This is a genomic window from Paenibacillus sp. FSL K6-2859 (assembly GCF_038008265.1).
Classification (GTDB): Bacteria; Bacillota; Bacilli; order Paenibacillales; family Paenibacillaceae; genus Paenibacillus_AQ; species Paenibacillus_AQ nitricinens.
Genome location: NZ_JBBOYU010000001.1, coordinates 1,659,775 through 1,678,230 on the forward strand (window position 1 = coordinate 1,659,775; position 18,456 = coordinate 1,678,230).

The window sequence follows — 18,456 nt, forward strand, 5'->3', positions numbered from 1 at the left end:
CTATTCCAACTCATGTTAATGAAGAGATTATCCTTAATCAACAAATGTAAGATCTATATCTCCATTATTAGTGCTGACCTCTAATTTCTTATCTCCACCACTTTTACTTTCCGGAAGATTATTTTTCCCTTTGGATGCTTTGCTTGTAATGTCAAAGACATCATATGACCCAATCACGGTTCCAGTGATGTCCCCATTTTTTGCTTTCATTTTCAAAGTATCCCCGACCACAACTTTTGTTACCTCTAAATCGCCATTTGAAAGGGTTGCATCGATGGAACCTTTTACGCTCACTCCGGACAACAACGCATGGTCATTTTTGGTCTCGATATTCAGATCCTTATCCATCTCTACATTGCTAAAATCAATTTTTCCATCGGAAGTTTTTGCATGGACGGAACCGGCTATGTTTAGTTCTGAAACGACAATATCACCTTTGGATGTGTTTAATGTAATATCGCTGGCAGTATGATTGGGTATAGCTATTTTTATATCACGATGTGTTTTGTCTGAGTCCAGACCGATATAGTCTTTCCACTGTTTATTGGATACAGCTTCCATGACTAATTTTTTATCGTCGGTAACATTTAGTTCATACGATTCCTTATTGTTTTCGAAATAATCGATATGAATCTCATTGTCAGTGGATTGGACCAGTTCAATCTTACGGTTTGTGGTGGAGAGTGAAATTTGGTTAACCTTACCTGCATCTACGGAATAGCTTTTTTGTTCGTATGGGGTAGAATTGCCTTGCTTGTCAGCACTAGAATTTGTTGTACATGCTGTAGCAAAGAGCGCCAAACTGAGGGTGACAGTGACTGCGGCAGTGTTACTAAAGATTTTTTTCAACATTTATATGACCTCTTTCTAAAAATATGGATTTTATTTTCCGCATAAACCAAGTCGTAAGTCCCATGATTTTTTTGCAAACTTTTTTAAATGGGGCAAACGTAAATATACCCAGACCAAGAGAAATTAAACCACCAACAATCATAAGTGAATTGAATGAAATATTATTACTGAAATCAATGATCGCAGCAACAATTCCTGCTATACCAGCCAAGAGAAAGGAAAATTCGACTAAAAATAGTGCGATAACCACTAACCAAATCGTTACGTAAAATACGAATATCAGTGCAAATAAGAGAAGGAGTAATGGGATACTCAAAATTAATAGTGTGTAATCCAATTTGGAAATGGGATCACTGGGCAATATGATCTTCTTAAGAGGGGTGGAATCAAGCATTACTTCTCGTGCAATCTCTTCGATGTTGCCAAGTCCACAAACCGCTTCTTCCTCGCCCATACCTTCTTCCATGCGATCGTCAATGATCTCAGAATAAAATGCAAGCGACTTATTCACTTCGATTCGAGGCAGGGCTTCAAGTTTATCAGCAAGTTCGGACAAAAAAATTGCTTTATTCATAATCGGCACCTCCTTTAATGAATTTATGCAGCGCTAAGACAGTCTCCCATTCCTTTAGAAAATCATGGATTTTATCTTTCCCTTGTGGCGTGATTTTATAATATTTTCGCAATCGACTATTGTGTTCAGTCGAATACACGGTCACGCAGTTTTGTGTCTCCAAACGCTTTAGAATTGGATATAGCGTTGATTCGGAAATTTCAATATGCTCAGAAAGATCTTTGACGATTTTGTATCCATAGGAATCTTCTTTTGAAAGAACGGTCAACACGCATACATCCAGCAAGCCCCGTTTTAATTGTGTATCCACGATATCCCCCCTAACACCCTTTGACACATTATACTATGCACTGCATAGTATTACAACATGACGAAATTTTAGCGCTTTTGAAAGAGGCCATGGAAGCGGGTTTTACTTCTGGAAAAAGCGAAAAAGAGTGGCAGTCTCGGACTCAGTTTCTTCGTCCGAGACTGCCGCTCTTTCATTAATTACGGTTAGTTTCCTTATTGGTCTTGAATTGTCTAGGGGTGATGCCTGTGTATTTTTTAAATACTTTGGTGAAATAGCTCTGGTCGTTGAATTGCAGACGGGTAGCAATGTCGGATAGGTGGATTCCAGGTAATTCAATTAGCCGTTTAGCTTCTTCAATTCGTTCGATTTGAATAAAATCGCTAACGGTGAACCCGGTCTCTTTCTTGAATAGCTGAGAGAGATAACTCCTGTTCAAGCCTGCAACCATAGCCAGATTATCTAAGGAAAGCTCTTCATACAGATGATTAAAAATATAATTCTGACAGAGGGCCACGGTTCGCGACAGTTGTGCACTTCTATTGTTTCTGACATGGTCGGCGAAATCACAAATTGCATGAAGAAGAGCGTTATCTACAGCGGGAATATCCTTCAGTTCTTCGATATGCTGGATATGAAAATCGCTGAGGGTATAGGAAATCTCCCAATACAGCCCTCCATCTATCGCTGCACGTGTAGCGAGTGTAATACAGGAAACCGCCAGATTTTTTTTACTGCGTAACTGACTTTTTTTAGAGAGTACACCGTAATTTTCTTCGGGGAATGAAGCTTGGGTTCGTAGCAGCTCGGCTTTATTCCCATTTTTAATATGGTAAAATAGAGCTTTTTCCAGCATAGGTTCGTGATGAAACCATGTATTCTCTCTACGGTAAGAGACATCCAAATCCAAGCTGTCGCTAGAGGGTTGTTTGGGTTCAAGCATTCGAGAGTCAAGCAGTAGTTCGCTCAAGGTCAGAGTTTTTCCAGTAACAAGAGAATAGAGAAGCATAGCGGTATGGTACAATCTCATCCGGTTCATTACAGGCAGACTGCGATAGTAAGTAAGGCATTGATCCTGAAGTCCATAGGGTACTTCATTGTCACGCAATCGACTGGAGATAGTGTCTCCTGAGAGTTGAGTAAATAACGAGGGTCCCATTACAATGGTGCCTCCGCCATGATGCTCTAAAGGAAGAGCGAGAAGGATATAATTTTCTAGGAAATTAGTGGTGCGAATGATTGGTATGGAAGAATTCCAGGAGTTATCGTTATTAGAATGGTTCTCGTGTTTAGTAGAATCTGTAATCTCTGAAAGTAGGTCATTGATGTTATGCACCCAAGGGGCAAGCTCTGAAGTGGAAGGCAGCGACAGCTCGATTCTCCGATTGGAGTCAAGCAGAAACACAGGAATTTGAAGCGATTCATACAGCGCTTTACAGATATATTGAGCTCCTTCATGATCTTCCAAATAATTCAACATTTTAAAGCCCCCTTACCCAACTAGAATACCAAAAATGCAATAATAATGCCATAAATCCAGCGTGAAGTAGATTAAAATGAGGATAGTATTCATTCAGAGGAGGTATTTTTTATGAAAACCAACATTCATGAACTCATTGCACAAATGACCCTTGAGGAGAAAGCAGGACTCTGCTCAGGGCTTGATTTTTGGCATACTAAGGGCATTGAACGACTCGGAATCCCCTCTTTAATGGTAACGGACGGACCTCATGGTTTACGTAAGCAAAAAGAGAGTGCCGATCACCTCGGGCTCCATAACAGTGTACCTGCAACTTGTTTTCCTTCAGCAGCAGGGATGGCTTCTTCCTGGGATCGGGATTTAATCGGACGTGTGGGTGCAGCACTAGGGAAAGAGTGTCAGGCAGAGAATGTCGCTGTTCTGCTCGGGCCGGGAACAAATATTAAGCGCTCCCCATTAAATGGTCGTAACTTTGAATATTTTTCGGAAGATCCTTATCTTTCGTCGGAGATGGGTGGAAATCATATCAATGGTGTGCAAAGTGAAGGAGTAGGGACCTCACTCAAGCATTTTGCCGCAAATAATCAGGAGCACCGGAGAATGTCCGTTGATGCCGTTATTGATGAGCGGACGCTGCGGGAGATTTATCTGGCTAGCTTTGAAGGTGCAGTTAAGAAGAGTCAGCCATGGAGTGTGATGTGCTCTTACAATCGCTTAAACGGTGAATATGCTTCAGAAAGTGAGTTTCTCCTGACAAAGATTCTTAGAGAGGAATGGGGCTACGCAGGATTCGTCGTTTCCGACTGGGGGGCGGTCAATGAGCGAGTGAAGGCACTGCAAGCAGGGCTGGAACTTGAAATGCCATCCACCGGAGGACTTGGCGATGCCCAGATTGTAAAGGCTGTACAAAATGGTGAACTAGCTGAAGAAATATTGGATCTTGCGGTAGAGCGATTGCTTACTTTTGTTATTAAAGCGGTAGAGAGCCGTAAAGAGAATGCCTCATTTAATGTTGAGGATCATCATCGTTTGGCACGCGAAGTAGCCCGGGAGAGCATGGTGTTACTTAGAAATGAGGATGGCATTCTGCCGTTGTCTAAGCAAGGGACTATTGCGGTGATCGGCGAGTTTGCTAAAAATCCGCGTTATCAGGGCGGAGGCAGCTCACATGTGAATCCGACGAAATTGGATGATGCTTTTGAAGAGATGAAGGCTCATGCAGGTTCTGCCGAACTGCTGTATGCGCAAGGATATGAACTGAATCATGACGCGATTAATGAAGCTTTGCTACAAGAGGCACGGAATACAGCGGCAAAAGGGAATGTAGCCGTATTGTTCCTTGGACTTCCGGATAATTATGAATCAGAGGGTTATGATCGCAGTCATTTGTCACTTCCAGAGAGCCATAAAGCGTTAATCGATGCAGTAGCTGAGGTACAAAGCAATATCGTCGTTGTACTCAGCAATGGTTCACCCATAGAAATGCCTTGGATTCATAAAACGAAGGGTATTCTTGAAGGTTATCTAGGTGGTCAGGCTTTTGGCGGTGCAGTGGCAGATTTACTGTTTGGAGAGGTTAGTCCAAGTGGCAAACTGGCAGAGACCTTCCCGATGAAGCTGAGCGATAATCCGTCCTTCCTTAATTTCCCAGGTGAAGGGGATACGGTAGAGTACAAAGAAGGCTTGTTTGTAGGCTATCGTTATTATGATAAAAAAGAGCTTGAACCGCTGTTTCCTTTCGGCTTTGGTCTAAGCTACACCGCGTTTCAATACAGCAATTTGAGAATCTCCAAGAGCAGCATAAAAGACACCGAGAACGTACAAGTTACGGCTACCGTCAAAAACACGGGTACTCGCGCAGGAAAAGAAATCGTTCAGCTCTATGTTAGCGACGTGAAGAGCAGCGTGATCCGCCCACTTAAGGAGCTTAAGGGCTTCCAGAAGCTAACGCTTCAGCCTGGTGAAGAGCAAGAGGTTTCTTTTGAACTGGATAAACGCTCCTTTGCTTATTACAACGTCAACATTGGCGATTGGCATGTGGAAAGTGGAGTTTTTGATATTGCTGTTGGTTCATCTTCACGAGATATTCGTCTGACTGCTTCGATTGAAGTAGAATCGACTGTTCCACTTCCGTTAAGTTATCATCGCAACAGTACCGTTGGTGATTTGCTAGACAATCCACGTACGGCGGATAAAGTGAAGGAGTTCAGCAGTATTTTTGGAATGGAAGATGCGATGGACGATAATCCGGAAATGTTCATGGCGATGATGAAATATATGCCGCTGCGGGCACTGGTTGGGTTCGGTCAAGGGAAATACACGGATGAAGATTTAGCGAAGGATCTGCAAGAATTTAATGCTTTGGCTGTAGAGTAGGTGGAATAGTAGGGAGTAAACCTCAACGTTCGCACTTCACGATATATTTAGAAAAAGGCTGCCCGTAGAGGCGGCTTTTTTGAATTTTGAAGGATTGAGTTAATGAATCTAAATTATTCATTCATTCTCTTCTATATGACTTATATTACATTAAATACCATAATGTCATATGACTAAATTGATGACAACGTACACTATTTAAATGCTCTTTTTATATATATATTGATGAAATGACATGTGTTAGATGCAGATGGAGGTATGGAAAAATACGATATTCGATAACCTTCTTGATGTGCGGGTGATTTTTAAATAGCAACTTTAGTTGTCTTGTTTGCATTGTTGTTTGGATGATAGATTAGAAAAACCGTCGAATTAGGAGGAAAAATGAGCTTTAAGGAGTTAATCATGTCTGGAAGCGATCTACAACTAACTAATAATGGATGGTACAAAGCGAATGAATATTAGCATTATATTGTTGGCTCAGCACTTTAATCTAACCGTACAATGTCTGGATCGAATCAAGCAATATACGCCTATGCCCTATGAGCTGATCGTCGTCTCGGATTACGAATCTACTGAAGTGTCGAATTTTCTTGCATATGAATACGGTGTTCATGTCATTCATAGCAGGAGTAAAGGGGTTGCAGCTGCATTTAATCTGGGCGCGCGGTCAGCTTCTGGTGATCGTCTTGTATTTATCCGCGATCAGATCATGGTAAATGAGGGATGGCTAGAGCAGTTGTCGAGCTGTTTGGATCATTATCCGAATGCTGCGATCGTGGGTCCTAGAATGAATGACGTTAGCGGTGGTCAAAGGATTCCCATTGTTTATCAGAACATGGAGCAACTCTATCAGTCGGCATCCATGCTTGCTATTGGGAAGTCAATGTCTTGGACCCGGGTTTCTAGGCTTGTTAGTTTGCTAATGATGATGCCGCGTCGCTATTTTGAGGAGATTGGGTCCTTCGATGAGAGGTTTGAGGTCGAATCCTATGAGGATGATGATCTGTGTTATCGCGCGTTATCAATGAATCTGGATGTTTACATAGCGGAAGGATGCGTAGTCTTCCGGAAGGAACCTCCTTCAGTAAATCCCAATGATCCCGATTGGTACAATAATAGATTGATCTTGAATCGTGCTAAGGCTATAAGCAAATGGGGATTCGATTTAACTTCTTCCTTGCATTGCGGCACGCGGAAGGTCACGGTCAGCTTATGCATGATCGTGAAGAATGAAGAGCAAACCTTAGGACGTTGTTTATCCAGCGTGAGGGAGCTAGTCGACGAGATCATTATTGTGGATACGGGTTCGAGTGATGGAACCAAAGCGCTCGCAGCTTCTTATGGGGCTCGGGTTTATGATTTCGAATGGGTGAACGATTTCGCTAAGGCAAGAAATTATGCCTTCAGTCTCGCGACTCAAGAATACCTGCTGTGGTTGGATGCGGATGATTATCTGCAGTCAGAGGATGCAGAGGCTCTAGGGTCCATTGTATCCGGATTAGCATGGGATATCGATGCCGTGTCGATTCATTATTATCTCGAGCGGGATAAGGACGGTAACGTAACTTCGAGTTTAAGGCGGAATCGTCTGGTTAGACGAAGTTGTGGTTTCCGTTGGATTGGAATCGTTCATGAGTACCTGGAGGTCGAAGGCAAAGTCCTCTATGCCGAGTTAGGCATAACGCATGATAGAAAGCATACGCAGTCTTCGCGTAATCTGCTTATCTATGAGGGGATGATAGAAGCGCACGCGAGCTTCACTCCGCGGGATTTATTTTATTATGCTAACGAGTTGTATGATCACGGCCTATGGCAGCGAGCGATAGAGCAATATGATACCTTCATTGAAATGCCGGATGGCTGGATGGAGGACAAGCTGCTAGCGAGCCGGCGTGCCGCCGATGCATTGGCACAATTAAGCCGCTTTCAAGAAGCTAAGCTTAAAGTACTTCAAGCCTTTGCATTGACACCTCCCCGAGCAGAAGCTTGTTGCCAATTAGGGGCTTATGAGCTAATTGAACAACGGTTCGAGAATGCTATTTTTTGGTACAAGCTAGCCACAGAAGTTCCTAAGCCGACTGAACCTAACGCTAGAATAGACAATTCGGCATGGACGTGGCTGCCACATTTGCAATTATGCGTTTGTTATGATCGCTTAGGTCAACACGAAGAAGCTAACTATCACAATGAATTAGCTGGGAGTTATGTACCGAAGCATCCGAGCGTCATGGCAAATCGCGATTATTTAAAGCAATACGTAACTTTATATACTTGAGGGGGATATGGTAATGGCAAGACTAAAGAGAGCAAAGGCAAGTGGGAAGAAGAGTGGAAATTCGTTAGCCTACAAGAGCTCAATGGCATTTATTCTAATGAGTCAGTTAATTGCACCATTGAGTCCTGCTAATAGTGGTATTCTACCCCGGGCAAGCGCCGCGGCTTACAGCGATGTCAATACTTCTTCATGGGCGTACCCGTATATCACCAAAGCGTCCGCACTAGGGGTAATTGAAGGAGACGGTTCAGGCAACTTCAACCCGAGCCGTCCTGTCACAAATCAGGAAGCGGTCGTTATGGTCCTCAGGTTCATGGGATATGAGCAGCCTAAGGCAAATGGCGTGAGCCTGCCCTTCACTGTAGATTCATGGGCAACTGTATGGTTGCAGCAAGCTATTGACATCGGCCTAGTAATTCCAAGTGAGGAAGAGAGACCAAACACCGTCATCTGGGGAAAAGAACAAGCGAGTAGAGAGTGGATAACACGTCTAATTATTCGTGCGGCAGGCAAGGAATCTGAGGCGATAGAGTTAAAGGACGGCAACATCGGTTTTTCCGATGCATCAGACGCATCGGACTGGGCAGCAGGCTACATTAATGCTGCAGTAAACCGTAATGTCATTTCGGGTTTCCCTAATAATACTTTTAAACCTAAGCAGACGGCTACTCGTGCCGAGTTTGCTGCTATTTTATCTAAGACCGAAATATTTGCGAGCACGGTATCCGATCGAATTATCCATGGCTCTGTTGTCTCGATGTCGAAGAATTCAATCGAAGTGTTAAGCAGCAGCGGCCAGACGTCGAAGTTCGAAATCAATACCCATTCAGTTCTGTTCGGAGACAATGGCAAGGGTGTACTGCCTACAGGAGCATTGGTGACGCTCATCCATAATGGAGGAGTAGCTTCCTTCGTTGAAGTATTGGGAATGGGGGCAGCAGGGCAGGCAGGTTCGAAAGGTGAAAAAGGCGATAAGGGAGATACGGGCGCAACTGGCGCAGCAGGTCAAAACGGGTACTCTGGTTCCAGTGGACCGCAAGGAGCAACGGGAGCAACTGGAGCGACCGGAGCTAACGGTGTAAATGGAGCAGTCGGAGCCACCGGAGTGGCTGGAGTTAACGGAGTAACAGGTGCGGTCGGCGCGACTGGAGCCACCGGAGCGGCTGGAGCTAGGGGAGCAACAGGTGCGGTCGGCGCGACTGGAGCCACCGGAGTGGCTGGAGTTAACGGAGTAACAGGTGCGGTCGGCGCGACTGGAGCCACCGGAGCGACTGGAGCTAAGGGTGCAACTGGTGCGGTCGGTGCGACTGGAGCAACCGGAGCGGCTGGAGCAAACGGTGTAACAGGTGCAGTTGGGGCGACTGGAGCTAACGGAGTAACAGGAGCAGTCGGAGCCACTGGAGCCACTGGAGCGGCTGGAGCTAAGGGTGCAACTGGAGCGGTCGGAGCGGCTGGAGCAACCGGAGCGGCTGGAGCAAACGGTGTAACAGGAGCAGTTGGTGCGACTGGAGCAACCGGAGCGACCGGAGCGGCTGGAGCTAAGGGTGCAACTGGTGCGGTCGGAGCGACTGGAGCGACCGGAGTGACCGGAGCGGCTGGAGCTAACGGAGTAACAGGAGCAGTTGGTGCGACTGGAGCCACCGGAGCGGCTGGAGCAAACGGTGTAACAGGTGCAGTTGGGGCGACTGGAGCCACCGGAGCGGTTGGAGCAAACGGAGTAACAGGTGCGGTCGGAGCCACTGGAGCGGCTGGAATTAAGGGTGCAACTGGAGCGGTCGGCGCGACTGGAGCCACCGGAGTGGCTGGAGCAAACGGAGTAACAGGTGCGGTCGGAGCGACTGGAGCAAACGGTGTAACAGGAGCAGTCGGAGCGACTGGAGCAACGGGAGCAACGGGAGCGACTGGAGCACAGGGAGTCCAAGGCATTCAAGGAGTTCAAGGGGTAACCGGAGCGACGGGACCTACGGGCGCACAGGGAGCCACCGGGGCATCTGGCGCATCAACAATAATTCCATTCTCTTCCGGAGCACCAATTACCGTAACAACAATCGCCGGGGGATTAACCGGCACGGTGGCGATGCTTGGATTTGGCAATTCGTTCTCAGGAGCTAGGATAACAGGTAATACAATAGATTTGACTACAAATAATGGTTCGAATCCTACAAAGGATCCATATAACCAGGCGTTTGTCGTTCCGCGTAATGGTACGATCACTTCCATGTATGCTTTCTTCAGCACAACTACAGCAATGTCTTTAATAGGCACAACCGTAAACATTCACGCACAAATGTATAAAGCGGGTAGTAACAGCAACAGTTTTACTCCTATTAGTGGTGCAGCAGTACCCTTTGCGCCTGGTTTTACGGGAGTAATATCTATCGGATCTATTAGTACCGGATCAGCAACAGGATTAAATGCGACTGTTCAGGCAGGTGATCGCTTAATGTTAGTATTCTCATCTACAGCTGCAGGACTAACCTTGATAAATGCTGTAACAGGATATGCCAGCGCCGGAATTGAGATTAAGTAATTTAAGATTTAGGGTTGGAATCATCCATCTTCTTTGATTGGAAGTGATTAATATGGCCAGGAAACTAGTTTCGAAAAAAAGATTGAGTTTATTGTTGGCGTTAGTTCTTATATTTTCATTCGTCATTCCATTCCCATCGTCTGCGGGGTATGCAAAAGGGCGCTCTTCTGAACAGGTAAAGCTGCTGGCTGCACCGGCGAATTTTGCAGTTAGCGGCACAACCTCTACAAGCATCGGCCTTACCTGGGATGCCGTAGTGGGAAGCTCTGACTCCGATGTGAGTTATAAGGTAAGCCTAGTGGAGCAGACCAATTCTAGCGTGACCGATGTGGTATACACCTTTGATTCAGGTGGATTAACGGAGTATACGGTGAAGGGATTAGCTTCCGACCGGAATTATACATTCACGGTCCAAGCGGTAAATTTATCTGGACCTGTGTCCAAAATAAGCCTCCCTTTAATTGCAGGTACGCTTCCAGCAGAAGCACAATCTCCGACAACGAAGGAAGAGGAACTCCCACTAGCCGATCAAGAACCGCCGAGTACCCCTGAGCTAAGTCTTATCGGTCGCACATCGGATAGTATTAGCTTGGCATGGAGTTCATCCGAGGATAATGTCGGAGTTGCGGAATATGTTCTATATCAAGACTCCAATCTGTTGGCAGAAGTAACGGTCAGCACAACAGTCTACACGGCTGTCAACTTGAAGGCTGGACAGGAATACACTTTTTTTGTACAAGCTATAGACGAAACGGGGAATAAATCAGCAATCAGTAACGAGTTGAAGGTTAGTACACTTGATGATGTAAGTGTGGTTGGTCCGGTTATGAGCATGGGCAACGGGAATTCCTTCCATACATTAACTGTGCAGCCGGATGGTACCGTATGGGCTTGGGGCAATAATAGGAAAGGTCAGCTCGGTGATAGCACGACCATTACTCGTAATAAGCCTGTGCGAATTGTTGGTTTGCCGGAGATCAGCGCTGCATCCGTTGGACAAGACCATTCCATCGCACTCGCGACGGACGGAACGGTTTGGACATGGGGAGGCAATAGTGTGGGCCAGCTGGGTAATGGTACGTTGGAGTCCCAGCTTATGCCGCAGCAAGTGCCTGGATTAGCGCGTGTCGTAGCGGTTCAAGCGGGTGAGCAGCATTCGTTAGCGTTATTGTCCGATGGAACGGTGTGGGCATGGGGACTTAACGCATACGGGCAGCTTGGAGATGGGACCACCGAAAATAGCGCATTACCAGTGCAGGTTGCAGGGTTGGAGTCTATCGCATCGATCTCGGCCGGAGCCTTTCATAATCTAGCGGTTAGTCGCGATGGTCAGGTTTACGCATGGGGGTTCAATGCGTATGGTCAACTCGGCGATAACACAAAGATTGACCGCGCGACTCCCGTGCAGGTTGCTGAAATAAGCGGCGTTGCATCCGTATCTGCCGGCTTTTATCACAGCATGGCAGTGAAAAAGGACGGAACCGTATGGAGCTGGGGAACGAACGTCAAGGGGATCTTGGGTGATGGGACATCCGAAGATCATTATACTCCCGCTCAAGCGGTGGATCTGGGTTCAGTGATCAGCGTATCCGCTGGCGCCTTGCATAGTATGGCGCTGAAGAGCGACGGAACCGTATGGATATGGGGAGCGAACAACGAGGGCCAGCTCGGTGGCGGAACCGAGTCGGAGCGTTCCATCGCGTCTAAGCTCGATATTGGCAGTCGCATCGTCACTATTAGTGCAGGGTATATGAGCGGCGGTGCGGTTAGCGAGGAGGGAACCTTGCTGACTTGGGGTTACAATGGATTGGCCCAGCTTGGTAATGGCACTTATACTAATGTCATAGATCCGGTTACAATTCCACTTGTAGAAGAAACTAATTAAATTTGAAAAGTAGGGAATTCCAAGCCAAAGTGCAGTGGATTCCCTATTTTTTATATGAGGACCAAAAGAGAAAATTCTTTTAATATTCATAACTTTATCACTACAGCTATCCTCATGACTGCATGACTATTAAAATGATGTATCCGAACATGTCACCTTCCGCATTTTAACTGATGGGGGAGAAAAGTTCTTGCTCCGTCTTTACCCGGATAATGAACCTCGTAAGTGCCTTGTCTTACCCGAAGCTGTAACCGATTTGGAAGGGGCTTATATTACGGAAACGTCGGCGAGTGATGGACAATGGTACAGAAGGATGGAATGATCCACGCCGACTAACACAATAGAAATGTCGTTTTTCTGGATCGTGAACCGTATCCTATCAATTTTGGCAGGTGATCATATAATGAGACTAGAATGCTTCTTAACCTTCTTATTTGATAAGTAAAAAAGACTCTTCTATATAAATAGAGGAGTCTTTTTGCGGTGTTAAGGTATTTAGATAAATAGATTATGACTAGATTGATCGGCTTGACCGAGGTAATACCCAACGCCGCCAATTCCCACGCCGTCGATAAGTTCTTCACGGGTGATGCCCATAAGATCCATAGACATTTGGCAGGCAACGATCTCGACGCCTTGGTCGACAGCCATTTGAATCAATTCTTCCAAAGATGAGACATTATTGTTCTTCATTACAGAGCGAATCATTTTGGAGCCCATACCCATCATGTTCATATTCGAAAGTGTTAGCTTCCGACTGCCACGTGGCATCATCGCTCCGAACATTTTGCCGATGAAATTCTTGTTCACAGGTACTTTTTCATCCTTGCGGATAATATTAAGGCCCCAGAAGGTAAAGAACATCGTTACTTTTTTGCCGCTGGAGGCTGCTCCGTTGGCAATGATGAAGGAAGCGATCGCTTTATCCAAATCACCGCTGAATACAACCATCGTACTTGCGTTACTAGTTTGGACAGGTTGTGCTCCTGTTGGTATGGAATCCGCAGGAATACCTTTGCGCAGATAAGCTTCTATCATGCCCGTAGGCAGCTTCGTTAATTGCAAAAGCGTGTGCTTCGACATACGAGCCCATGCCTTGATATCTTCATAGAATCCTGGATCGGAAGCCGTTACCTTTAAGACTTGGCCGTCCAAGAGCGGGTCCATGCTCATTTTGACTTGGATCAACGGCCCAGGGCAGCATAGGCCGCAAGCATCAAGTACGGAATCAGGTGTTAGATTCCATTCTTGGTTGGCAGTGGCGGATACAGATGCGCTGAAGTTGGATGCGAAAGCTGTAGCGTTGGTATTGGCTGCAGCAGTGCTAGTCCCAGTACCATTGCTAGTGTCAGTTCCCGTCGGTGCTCCCGTTGCTGCGATTTCTTTACGGGCTGCTGAAATACCTGCGTTTGGTGTTAAACTATCTTTTTTTTTAGGCGAATAATTACTCAGTTGATATGTCTTATAGCCTCCGGTCAGATTCTTCACACGGAAACCCTTTTGCTGCAAAATCCGGGAAGCGGTATAGCCTCTAAGTCCAACTTGGCAATACACCCAAATTTCTTTACTAGGGTCAAGCTCGGCTAGACGACCACGCAGATCATCTACAGGGATGTTAATAGAGCCTTCAATATGGCCGTAGGCATGCTCGATTTCCGAACGTACGTCAACTAAAATGGTATTGTTGTTGTCACGACCTTCTAAATCCTTAGGAACGAATACTGTGGTCATACCTTTCAAAATATTTTCAGCGGCAAAGCCAGCCATATTCACTGGATCTTTAGCGGAAGAGTAAGGAGGGGCATAAGAAAGCTCCAATTCCGTTAAATCAGTAACCGTACCTCTAAAACGAATCACTGTAGCGATATCGTCGATACGTTTATCTACTCCACTATAACCAACAGCTTGTGCACCGAGCACCGTACCTTTTGGATCAAAAATCAGCTTCATTGATATTGGAGTTGCCCCCGGATAATAAGTTGCATGAGAGCTTGGATGTACGTAAATCACGTGATAAGGTAAGCCTAAACGCTGAAGTGTTTTTTCATTATTACCGGTAGAAGCACCTGTCACACCAAATACTTTAATGATAGAAGTTCCTTGGGAGCCTTTGTAAGTCGTACCTAGACCGCTAACGTTGTCCGCTACAATCCGTCCTTGCTTATTGGCAGGGCCTGCTAGTGGAATGGCGGTTTTAGTTCCGTTTACGAAATCAACCACCTCGACCGCGTCACCAACTGCGTATACCTGATCCAAATTTGTTTCCATGCGCTCGTTGACCAAGATATGCCCGCGTGGACCGAACTCTAAACCACTATCCTTCAGGAAAGAGGTATCCGGCGAAACGCCGATAGCCAGCAGAACCATATCACTTTGCAGCACAGTGCCACTCGCTAATTGAACTTCTATTTGTTCGCCAACTTCTGCAAACCCTTGGACCATATCCGAAAAAATAAGATTAACGCCATGCTCGTCGAGCTCTTTTGCCAAAATAGAAGACATTTCGGTATCGAAAGGAGCTAAGATTTGCGGGCCTGCCTCAATTAAGGAAACTTCCAGTCCAGCTTCTCTCAAGTTCTCAGCCATTTCAACACCGATAAACCCACCACCGATCACAACGGCGGAACGAGTACCTTCGGCAGCGACTTTGGTTTTGATTTTGTCAGTGTCGGGAATGTTACGCAGCATGTGAATTTTGGAGCTCTCGATACCAGGTGAATTCGGACGAATCGGTTTAGCGCCTGGCGATAAAATAAGCGCATCATAACTCTCTTCATAGGAACCACGTTCCTTGCTTTCTACTCGTACTTTCTTGTTTACAGGGTCGATAGACACCACTTCGCTTTCAATCCGAACATCGATGTTAAAACGTTTATGCATCGCCTCAGGTGTCTGAACCAGCAGCTTGGAGCGATCCTGAATGGAACCTCCGATATAATAAGGTAGTCCGCAATTAGCAAAAGAAATGTATGGATCACGCTCAAACATAACGATATGAGCCTCTTCATCTAATCTCCGAAGCCTGGCGGCCGCTGATGCGCCTCCTGCAACTCCACCGACAATCAGTACTTTTTTACTCATGATGATTTATTCCTCCCCAAGAAATAGCTGAATTAAATGTTTGATCTTCTCGTCTTTCACAGAATAGTTAATTTCAAGTCCATTACGTTCGGTCTCCACAATGCCAAGCGATCTAAGCTTCTGCAAATGTTGGGATACCGTAGATTGTGGAAGGTCGAGACAGTCCTGCATAAAACTAACGTTGCAGCTGCCTTTTTCAAGCAGTCCTTTAATGATGCACAAGCGAACGGGATGAGCGATAGCCTTTAAGGTTTCGGCGGTTTGGTTATAGGCTTTGAAATTTTTGTCCATGGTTATGAACTCCTCGCTTTACAATATCCTTATATCGTAATATTATGATATAGTGATATGAAAATCAAGTTATTTTTTAAAAAAGAGAAGGAGAGATGCTCGATGTCTTTTAAAATTTCAAAGGAAATTACCCCACAGCAAGTCGCGGAACTTCTGAAGAATGGAGAGACTCCTACGCTGCTTGATGTACGTGAACCCGCTGAATATGTGGAAGGACATGTGATTGGTGCTAAGCATATTCCGATTGGACAGCTGTTAATGCGTATAGATGAACTAGATCCTAATGATGAGATGATTGTGATGTGCCTAAGTGGTGGTCGAAGTGGACTGGCATGTGAGCTGCTGAGCGAAAAGGGATATAATGTTGTGAATATGATGGGTGGATTAAGTGCTTGGACGGATGATTATTTGGAACGGGGGTAATAGCGTGAATATGGTGTTTAGGATCCTACTAAGTATATTAATTGCTTTTAGTATTGTAAGGTTCTTACGTTCCGTTTGGCCAGTGCGCTCACTCTCCTATGTAGAAGCCCGCGACGTTCGAGAATTAGCAGATGAAACATTGGATATGAAAATGCTCGATGTAAGAGATGCCGTAGATTATGAGAAGGAAAGTATCCGTGGCTCGATAAATATATCAATAGGGCGGTTAGCCTATGTCTGGCAGCACTGTCTATCTCCGGACGATTCGATTCTAATTCTTGCTGATAGTTACTATAAAAGAAACAAAGCTGCGAGAATTCTTTATAAGCAGGGCTTTCGAAAGTTATATGCGGTAAATGGTGATTTTTTAGGGAATAAAAGAACGCTTTCCGACATTTCGGTGAAAGGTTGTTGTGAAGGATAATGGATTTAAGCTCATTAATGTCCCGTCTTGGATTTGGCAAAAGCGAAAGTGTAACTGTAAGGGTAAAAACCTTGAAGGTGGCAGAGTTTCGTAGCGAAATGGAGCAATCCAAAAATAAGCTGCTGATCGATGTCCGTGAACCGGATGAATACAAGAGTGGATTTATTCCGGGGGCGAAAAACATCCCGCTGTCTCAGTTGGAAAAGCGGCTCGGTGAGATCCCGAAGGATCGGGATGTGTTACTCTACTGCCGCAGCGGTATGCGAAGCAAAAGCGCAGCGTCGATTCTGAGTAAGCAGGGGTATACTCGGCTTGCACATTTGCAGGGCGGGGTAAGCAGCTGGGATGGGAAGTTGAGTCGACGGTAGGCTTTAGGGGATTTGGTACTGAGCATAGTTCACCTGAGGTAGCTTTAACGTACTTAAACCAATTAGCTTTTTTAATGGAACTGAATGCTGTGGTGAGGCAAATGTAGATGAATTACTCTAACTGTGCTAACTAGGTTAGTTAGCACTAATTTAACTTACTGTAACTGAACTGCTGTATTTAGCTAACTTAGCTGACCTTACTTTATCGCTACGTACTTTAAACTAATTAGCTTTTTTGCTGGATAAGTTTTATTTAGCTGGATCTAGTGTTGGCTGTTGAGTGTTATTGACAGTATTAGAAAGTGAATACTATACTTTTGAGTAATAGGATGAAGCACGTCCCGTACCCATATTGGGTGCGGGATTTTTTTATGCCAAGGAGGAGTGTAAAGTATGGGATTTGCGGAAGAGCATCGTAAGTGGTTAGAGGATCATATTAGTCGAAGAACAGGAGAACGTCGGGGGAGATTGGAGCGGGGACATGGCCATGGTGAGCGGATGTTTTTGGAGAAAGTATGGTGGCCTATGATGGGGCATTTCAATGACCTTCATCCTGAATACGAAGTGGTGGATTGGCGTAGCAAGCCCTACTTTGTTGATTTTGTGTGGAAGCCTGGACAGGTTAAGTTTGCATTTGAAGTAAAGGGCTACGGCCCACATGTACAAAATACAGACCGAACGCGCTACAGGCAGGAGCTGAATCGAGAGACTTATCTGCAAATCGCGGGTTATCGGGTGGTCGCTATTCCTTATGATGATCTGGATGCGAGTCCTGAACTTACGATTACTTTGTTAAGACCATTGCTGATGCCGTACCTCGCTGTGAAAATGGAGGAGAAAAGGGAGTTTAGCCGACTGGAACGTGATATTTTACGGATTGCTGTGCGTTCGAATGGGTGCATCCGGCCGGTTGATTTGGTGAGGGAGCTTGGGATTGATCTTAGGACGGCTAGGAAGTATATGAAGTCTCTCTCTGAGAAAGGAAGGTTCAATCCGGTAGTTTCCCAGGTAAGCGGTAGAGTTTGTCGTTATGAATATGTTCATTCTTTTAGTGATTTTCATATGTGGTGAATGAACGGTATAAACTCCGTTGAATAGAGCTATTGGGCGAGATATGAGTAAAAGTACGATATAAATCCCGTAGAATGGGGTCGTGGGAAGGAAAACGAGCAAAAGAACGGTATAAATCCCGTAGAATGGGGTCGTGGGAAGGAAAACGAGCAAAAGAACGGTATAAATCCCGTAGAATGGGGTCGTGGGGCGGAACACGAGCAAAAGAACGGTATAAATCCCGTAGAATGGGGTCGTGGGGCGGAACACGAGCAAAAGAACGGTATAAATCCCGTAGAATGGGGTCGTGGGGCGGAAAATGAGCAAAAGAGGGGGAGAAATACCCCCGATCAGCCCTCTCCAATCCACCTGGCCCCGTTATCATCCGCATCTCACTTCACTTATGGATACGGGCGAGCGAAGCCCCCCATAAATCTCTAATTTTGACCTGATTTTCGCTTAGATTGTTAAGGTGTTACTTATCGAGCTAATCTTCTATGATTAGGTTGATAGACCAGATTTGTGTTAAACACAGATAACTACCTCGAGAACATA

At 45.5% G+C, this 18,456-nt stretch carries 15 protein-coding genes; 9 read left to right on the top strand and 6 right to left on the bottom strand.

What is annotated here, in order from left to right; genetic code table 11:
- Positions 1 to 33: 33 nt before the first annotated feature.
- The 4 genes from MHB64_RS07335 to MHB64_RS07350 all read right to left on the bottom strand — a co-directional run bounded on the left by MHB64_RS07335 (position 34) and on the right by MHB64_RS07350 (position 3,195).
- A complete protein-coding gene (locus MHB64_RS07335) occupies positions 34 to 852 on the bottom strand; it encodes a DUF4097 family beta strand repeat-containing protein (protein ID WP_341134064.1) in 819 nt (272 codons plus the stop codon).
- Positions 833 to 1,426: a DUF1700 domain-containing protein gene (locus MHB64_RS07340; RefSeq protein ID WP_094874740.1), complete on the bottom strand. Its 594-nt coding sequence runs from the start codon at positions 1,424 to 1,426 to the stop codon at positions 833 to 835. Before MHB64_RS07340 ends, MHB64_RS07335 begins: the two co-directional genes overlap by 20 nt.
- Positions 1,419 to 1,736, bottom strand: coding sequence for a PadR family transcriptional regulator (locus MHB64_RS07345; RefSeq protein ID WP_094874741.1), 318 nt, complete (start codon positions 1,734 to 1,736; stop codon positions 1,419 to 1,421). Before MHB64_RS07345 ends, MHB64_RS07340 begins: the two co-directional genes overlap by 8 nt.
- Positions 1,737 to 1,911: 175 nt before the next feature.
- Positions 1,912 to 3,195, bottom strand: a complete 1,284-nt coding sequence (locus MHB64_RS07350; RefSeq protein ID WP_341134065.1) for an AraC family transcriptional regulator — start codon at positions 3,193 to 3,195, stop codon at positions 1,912 to 1,914.
- Between the two features lie 111 nt (positions 3,196 to 3,306).
- Between MHB64_RS07350 and MHB64_RS07355 the strand changes: the two genes are divergently transcribed.
- From MHB64_RS07355 to MHB64_RS07375, 5 genes are all read left to right on the top strand, one after another.
- A complete protein-coding gene (locus MHB64_RS07355; protein ID WP_341134066.1) occupies positions 3,307 to 5,571 on the top strand; it encodes a beta-glucosidase family protein in 2,265 nt (754 codons plus the stop codon).
- 436 nt (positions 5,572 to 6,007) lie between these two features.
- Positions 6,008 to 7,849: a glycosyltransferase gene (locus MHB64_RS07360; protein ID WP_094874744.1), complete on the top strand. Its 1,842-nt coding sequence runs from the start codon at positions 6,008 to 6,010 to the stop codon at positions 7,847 to 7,849.
- Positions 7,850 to 7,862: 13 nt separating this feature from the next.
- Positions 7,863 to 10,379 (top strand): exosporium glycoprotein BclB-related protein, encoded by a 2,517-nt coding sequence (locus tag MHB64_RS07365; protein WP_341134067.1) that lies wholly within the window; start codon positions 7,863 to 7,865, stop codon positions 10,377 to 10,379.
- Between the two features lie 52 nt (positions 10,380 to 10,431).
- Positions 10,432 to 12,264, top strand: coding sequence for an RCC1 domain-containing protein (locus MHB64_RS07370; RefSeq protein ID WP_341134068.1), 1,833 nt, complete (start codon positions 10,432 to 10,434; stop codon positions 12,262 to 12,264).
- Positions 12,265 to 12,454: 190 nt separating this feature from the next.
- The gene (locus MHB64_RS07375) at positions 12,455 to 12,586 is read left to right on the top strand and encodes a hypothetical protein (protein WP_256990073.1); all 132 of its coding nucleotides are present in this window, start codon (positions 12,455 to 12,457) and stop codon (positions 12,584 to 12,586) included.
- 173 nt (positions 12,587 to 12,759) lie between these two features.
- On the opposite strand, the gene MHB64_RS07380 is transcribed toward MHB64_RS07375, so the two are convergent.
- Positions 12,760 to 15,345, bottom strand: a complete 2,586-nt coding sequence (locus tag MHB64_RS07380; RefSeq protein WP_341134069.1) for an FAD-dependent oxidoreductase — start codon at positions 15,343 to 15,345, stop codon at positions 12,760 to 12,762.
- A 6-nt stretch (positions 15,346 to 15,351) separates the two neighbouring features.
- Positions 15,352 to 15,636 carry an ArsR/SmtB family transcription factor gene (locus MHB64_RS07385; protein WP_036675735.1) on the bottom strand — a complete coding sequence of 95 codons (285 nt, stop codon included), beginning with the start codon at positions 15,634 to 15,636 and terminating at the stop codon, positions 15,352 to 15,354.
- 102 nt (positions 15,637 to 15,738) lie between these two features.
- Between MHB64_RS07385 and MHB64_RS07390 the strand changes: the two genes are divergently transcribed.
- The 4 genes from MHB64_RS07390 (at position 15,739) to MHB64_RS07405 (ending at position 17,922) form a co-directional block, all read left to right on the top strand.
- Complete coding sequence (locus MHB64_RS07390; RefSeq protein WP_094874737.1) at positions 15,739 to 16,059, top strand: rhodanese-like domain-containing protein; 321 nt, start codon at positions 15,739 to 15,741, stop codon at positions 16,057 to 16,059.
- 10 nt (positions 16,060 to 16,069) lie between these two features.
- The gene (locus MHB64_RS07395; protein WP_256990719.1) at positions 16,070 to 16,483 is read left to right on the top strand and encodes a rhodanese-like domain-containing protein; all 414 of its coding nucleotides are present in this window, start codon (positions 16,070 to 16,072) and stop codon (positions 16,481 to 16,483) included.
- Positions 16,483 to 16,851: a rhodanese-like domain-containing protein gene (locus tag MHB64_RS07400; protein WP_094874735.1), complete on the top strand. Its 369-nt coding sequence runs from the start codon at positions 16,483 to 16,485 to the stop codon at positions 16,849 to 16,851. Before MHB64_RS07395 ends, MHB64_RS07400 begins: the two co-directional genes overlap by 1 nt.
- Before the next feature lie 393 nt (positions 16,852 to 17,244).
- A complete protein-coding gene (locus MHB64_RS07405) occupies positions 17,245 to 17,922 on the top strand; it encodes a winged helix-turn-helix domain-containing protein (RefSeq protein WP_094874734.1) in 678 nt (225 codons plus the stop codon).
- Positions 17,923 to 18,456 lie beyond the last annotated feature (534 nt).

Excerpts from the sequence above, each read along its gene's own strand:
- MHB64_RS07335 (WP_341134064.1), bottom strand. The coding sequence starts at position 852 with ATGTTGAAAAAAATCTTTAGTAACACTGCCGCAGTCACTGTCACCCTC.
- MHB64_RS07340 (WP_094874740.1), bottom strand. The coding sequence starts at position 1,426 with ATGAATAAAGCAATTTTTTTGTCCGAACTTGCTGATAAACTTGAAGCC.
- MHB64_RS07350 (WP_341134065.1), bottom strand. The coding sequence starts at position 3,195 with ATGTTGAATTATTTGGAAGATCATGAAGGAGCTCAATATATCTGTAAA.
- MHB64_RS07355 (WP_341134066.1), top strand. The coding sequence starts at position 3,307 with ATGAAAACCAACATTCATGAACTCATTGCACAAATGACCCTTGAGGAG.
- MHB64_RS07360 (WP_094874744.1), top strand. The coding sequence starts at position 6,008 with ATGGATGGTACAAAGCGAATGAATATTAGCATTATATTGTTGGCTCAG.
- MHB64_RS07365 (WP_341134067.1), top strand. The coding sequence starts at position 7,863 with ATGGCAAGACTAAAGAGAGCAAAGGCAAGTGGGAAGAAGAGTGGAAAT.
- MHB64_RS07370 (WP_341134068.1), top strand. The coding sequence starts at position 10,432 with ATGGCCAGGAAACTAGTTTCGAAAAAAAGATTGAGTTTATTGTTGGCG.
- MHB64_RS07380 (WP_341134069.1), bottom strand. The coding sequence starts at position 15,345 with ATGAGTAAAAAAGTACTGATTGTCGGTGGAGTTGCAGGAGGCGCATCA.
- MHB64_RS07385 (WP_036675735.1), bottom strand. The coding sequence starts at position 15,636 with ATGGACAAAAATTTCAAAGCCTATAACCAAACCGCCGAAACCTTAAAG.
- MHB64_RS07390 (WP_094874737.1), top strand. The coding sequence starts at position 15,739 with ATGTCTTTTAAAATTTCAAAGGAAATTACCCCACAGCAAGTCGCGGAA.
- MHB64_RS07395 (WP_256990719.1), top strand. The coding sequence starts at position 16,070 with ATGGTGTTTAGGATCCTACTAAGTATATTAATTGCTTTTAGTATTGTA.
- MHB64_RS07400 (WP_094874735.1), top strand. The coding sequence starts at position 16,483 with ATGGATTTAAGCTCATTAATGTCCCGTCTTGGATTTGGCAAAAGCGAA.
- MHB64_RS07405 (WP_094874734.1), top strand. The coding sequence starts at position 17,245 with ATGGGATTTGCGGAAGAGCATCGTAAGTGGTTAGAGGATCATATTAGT.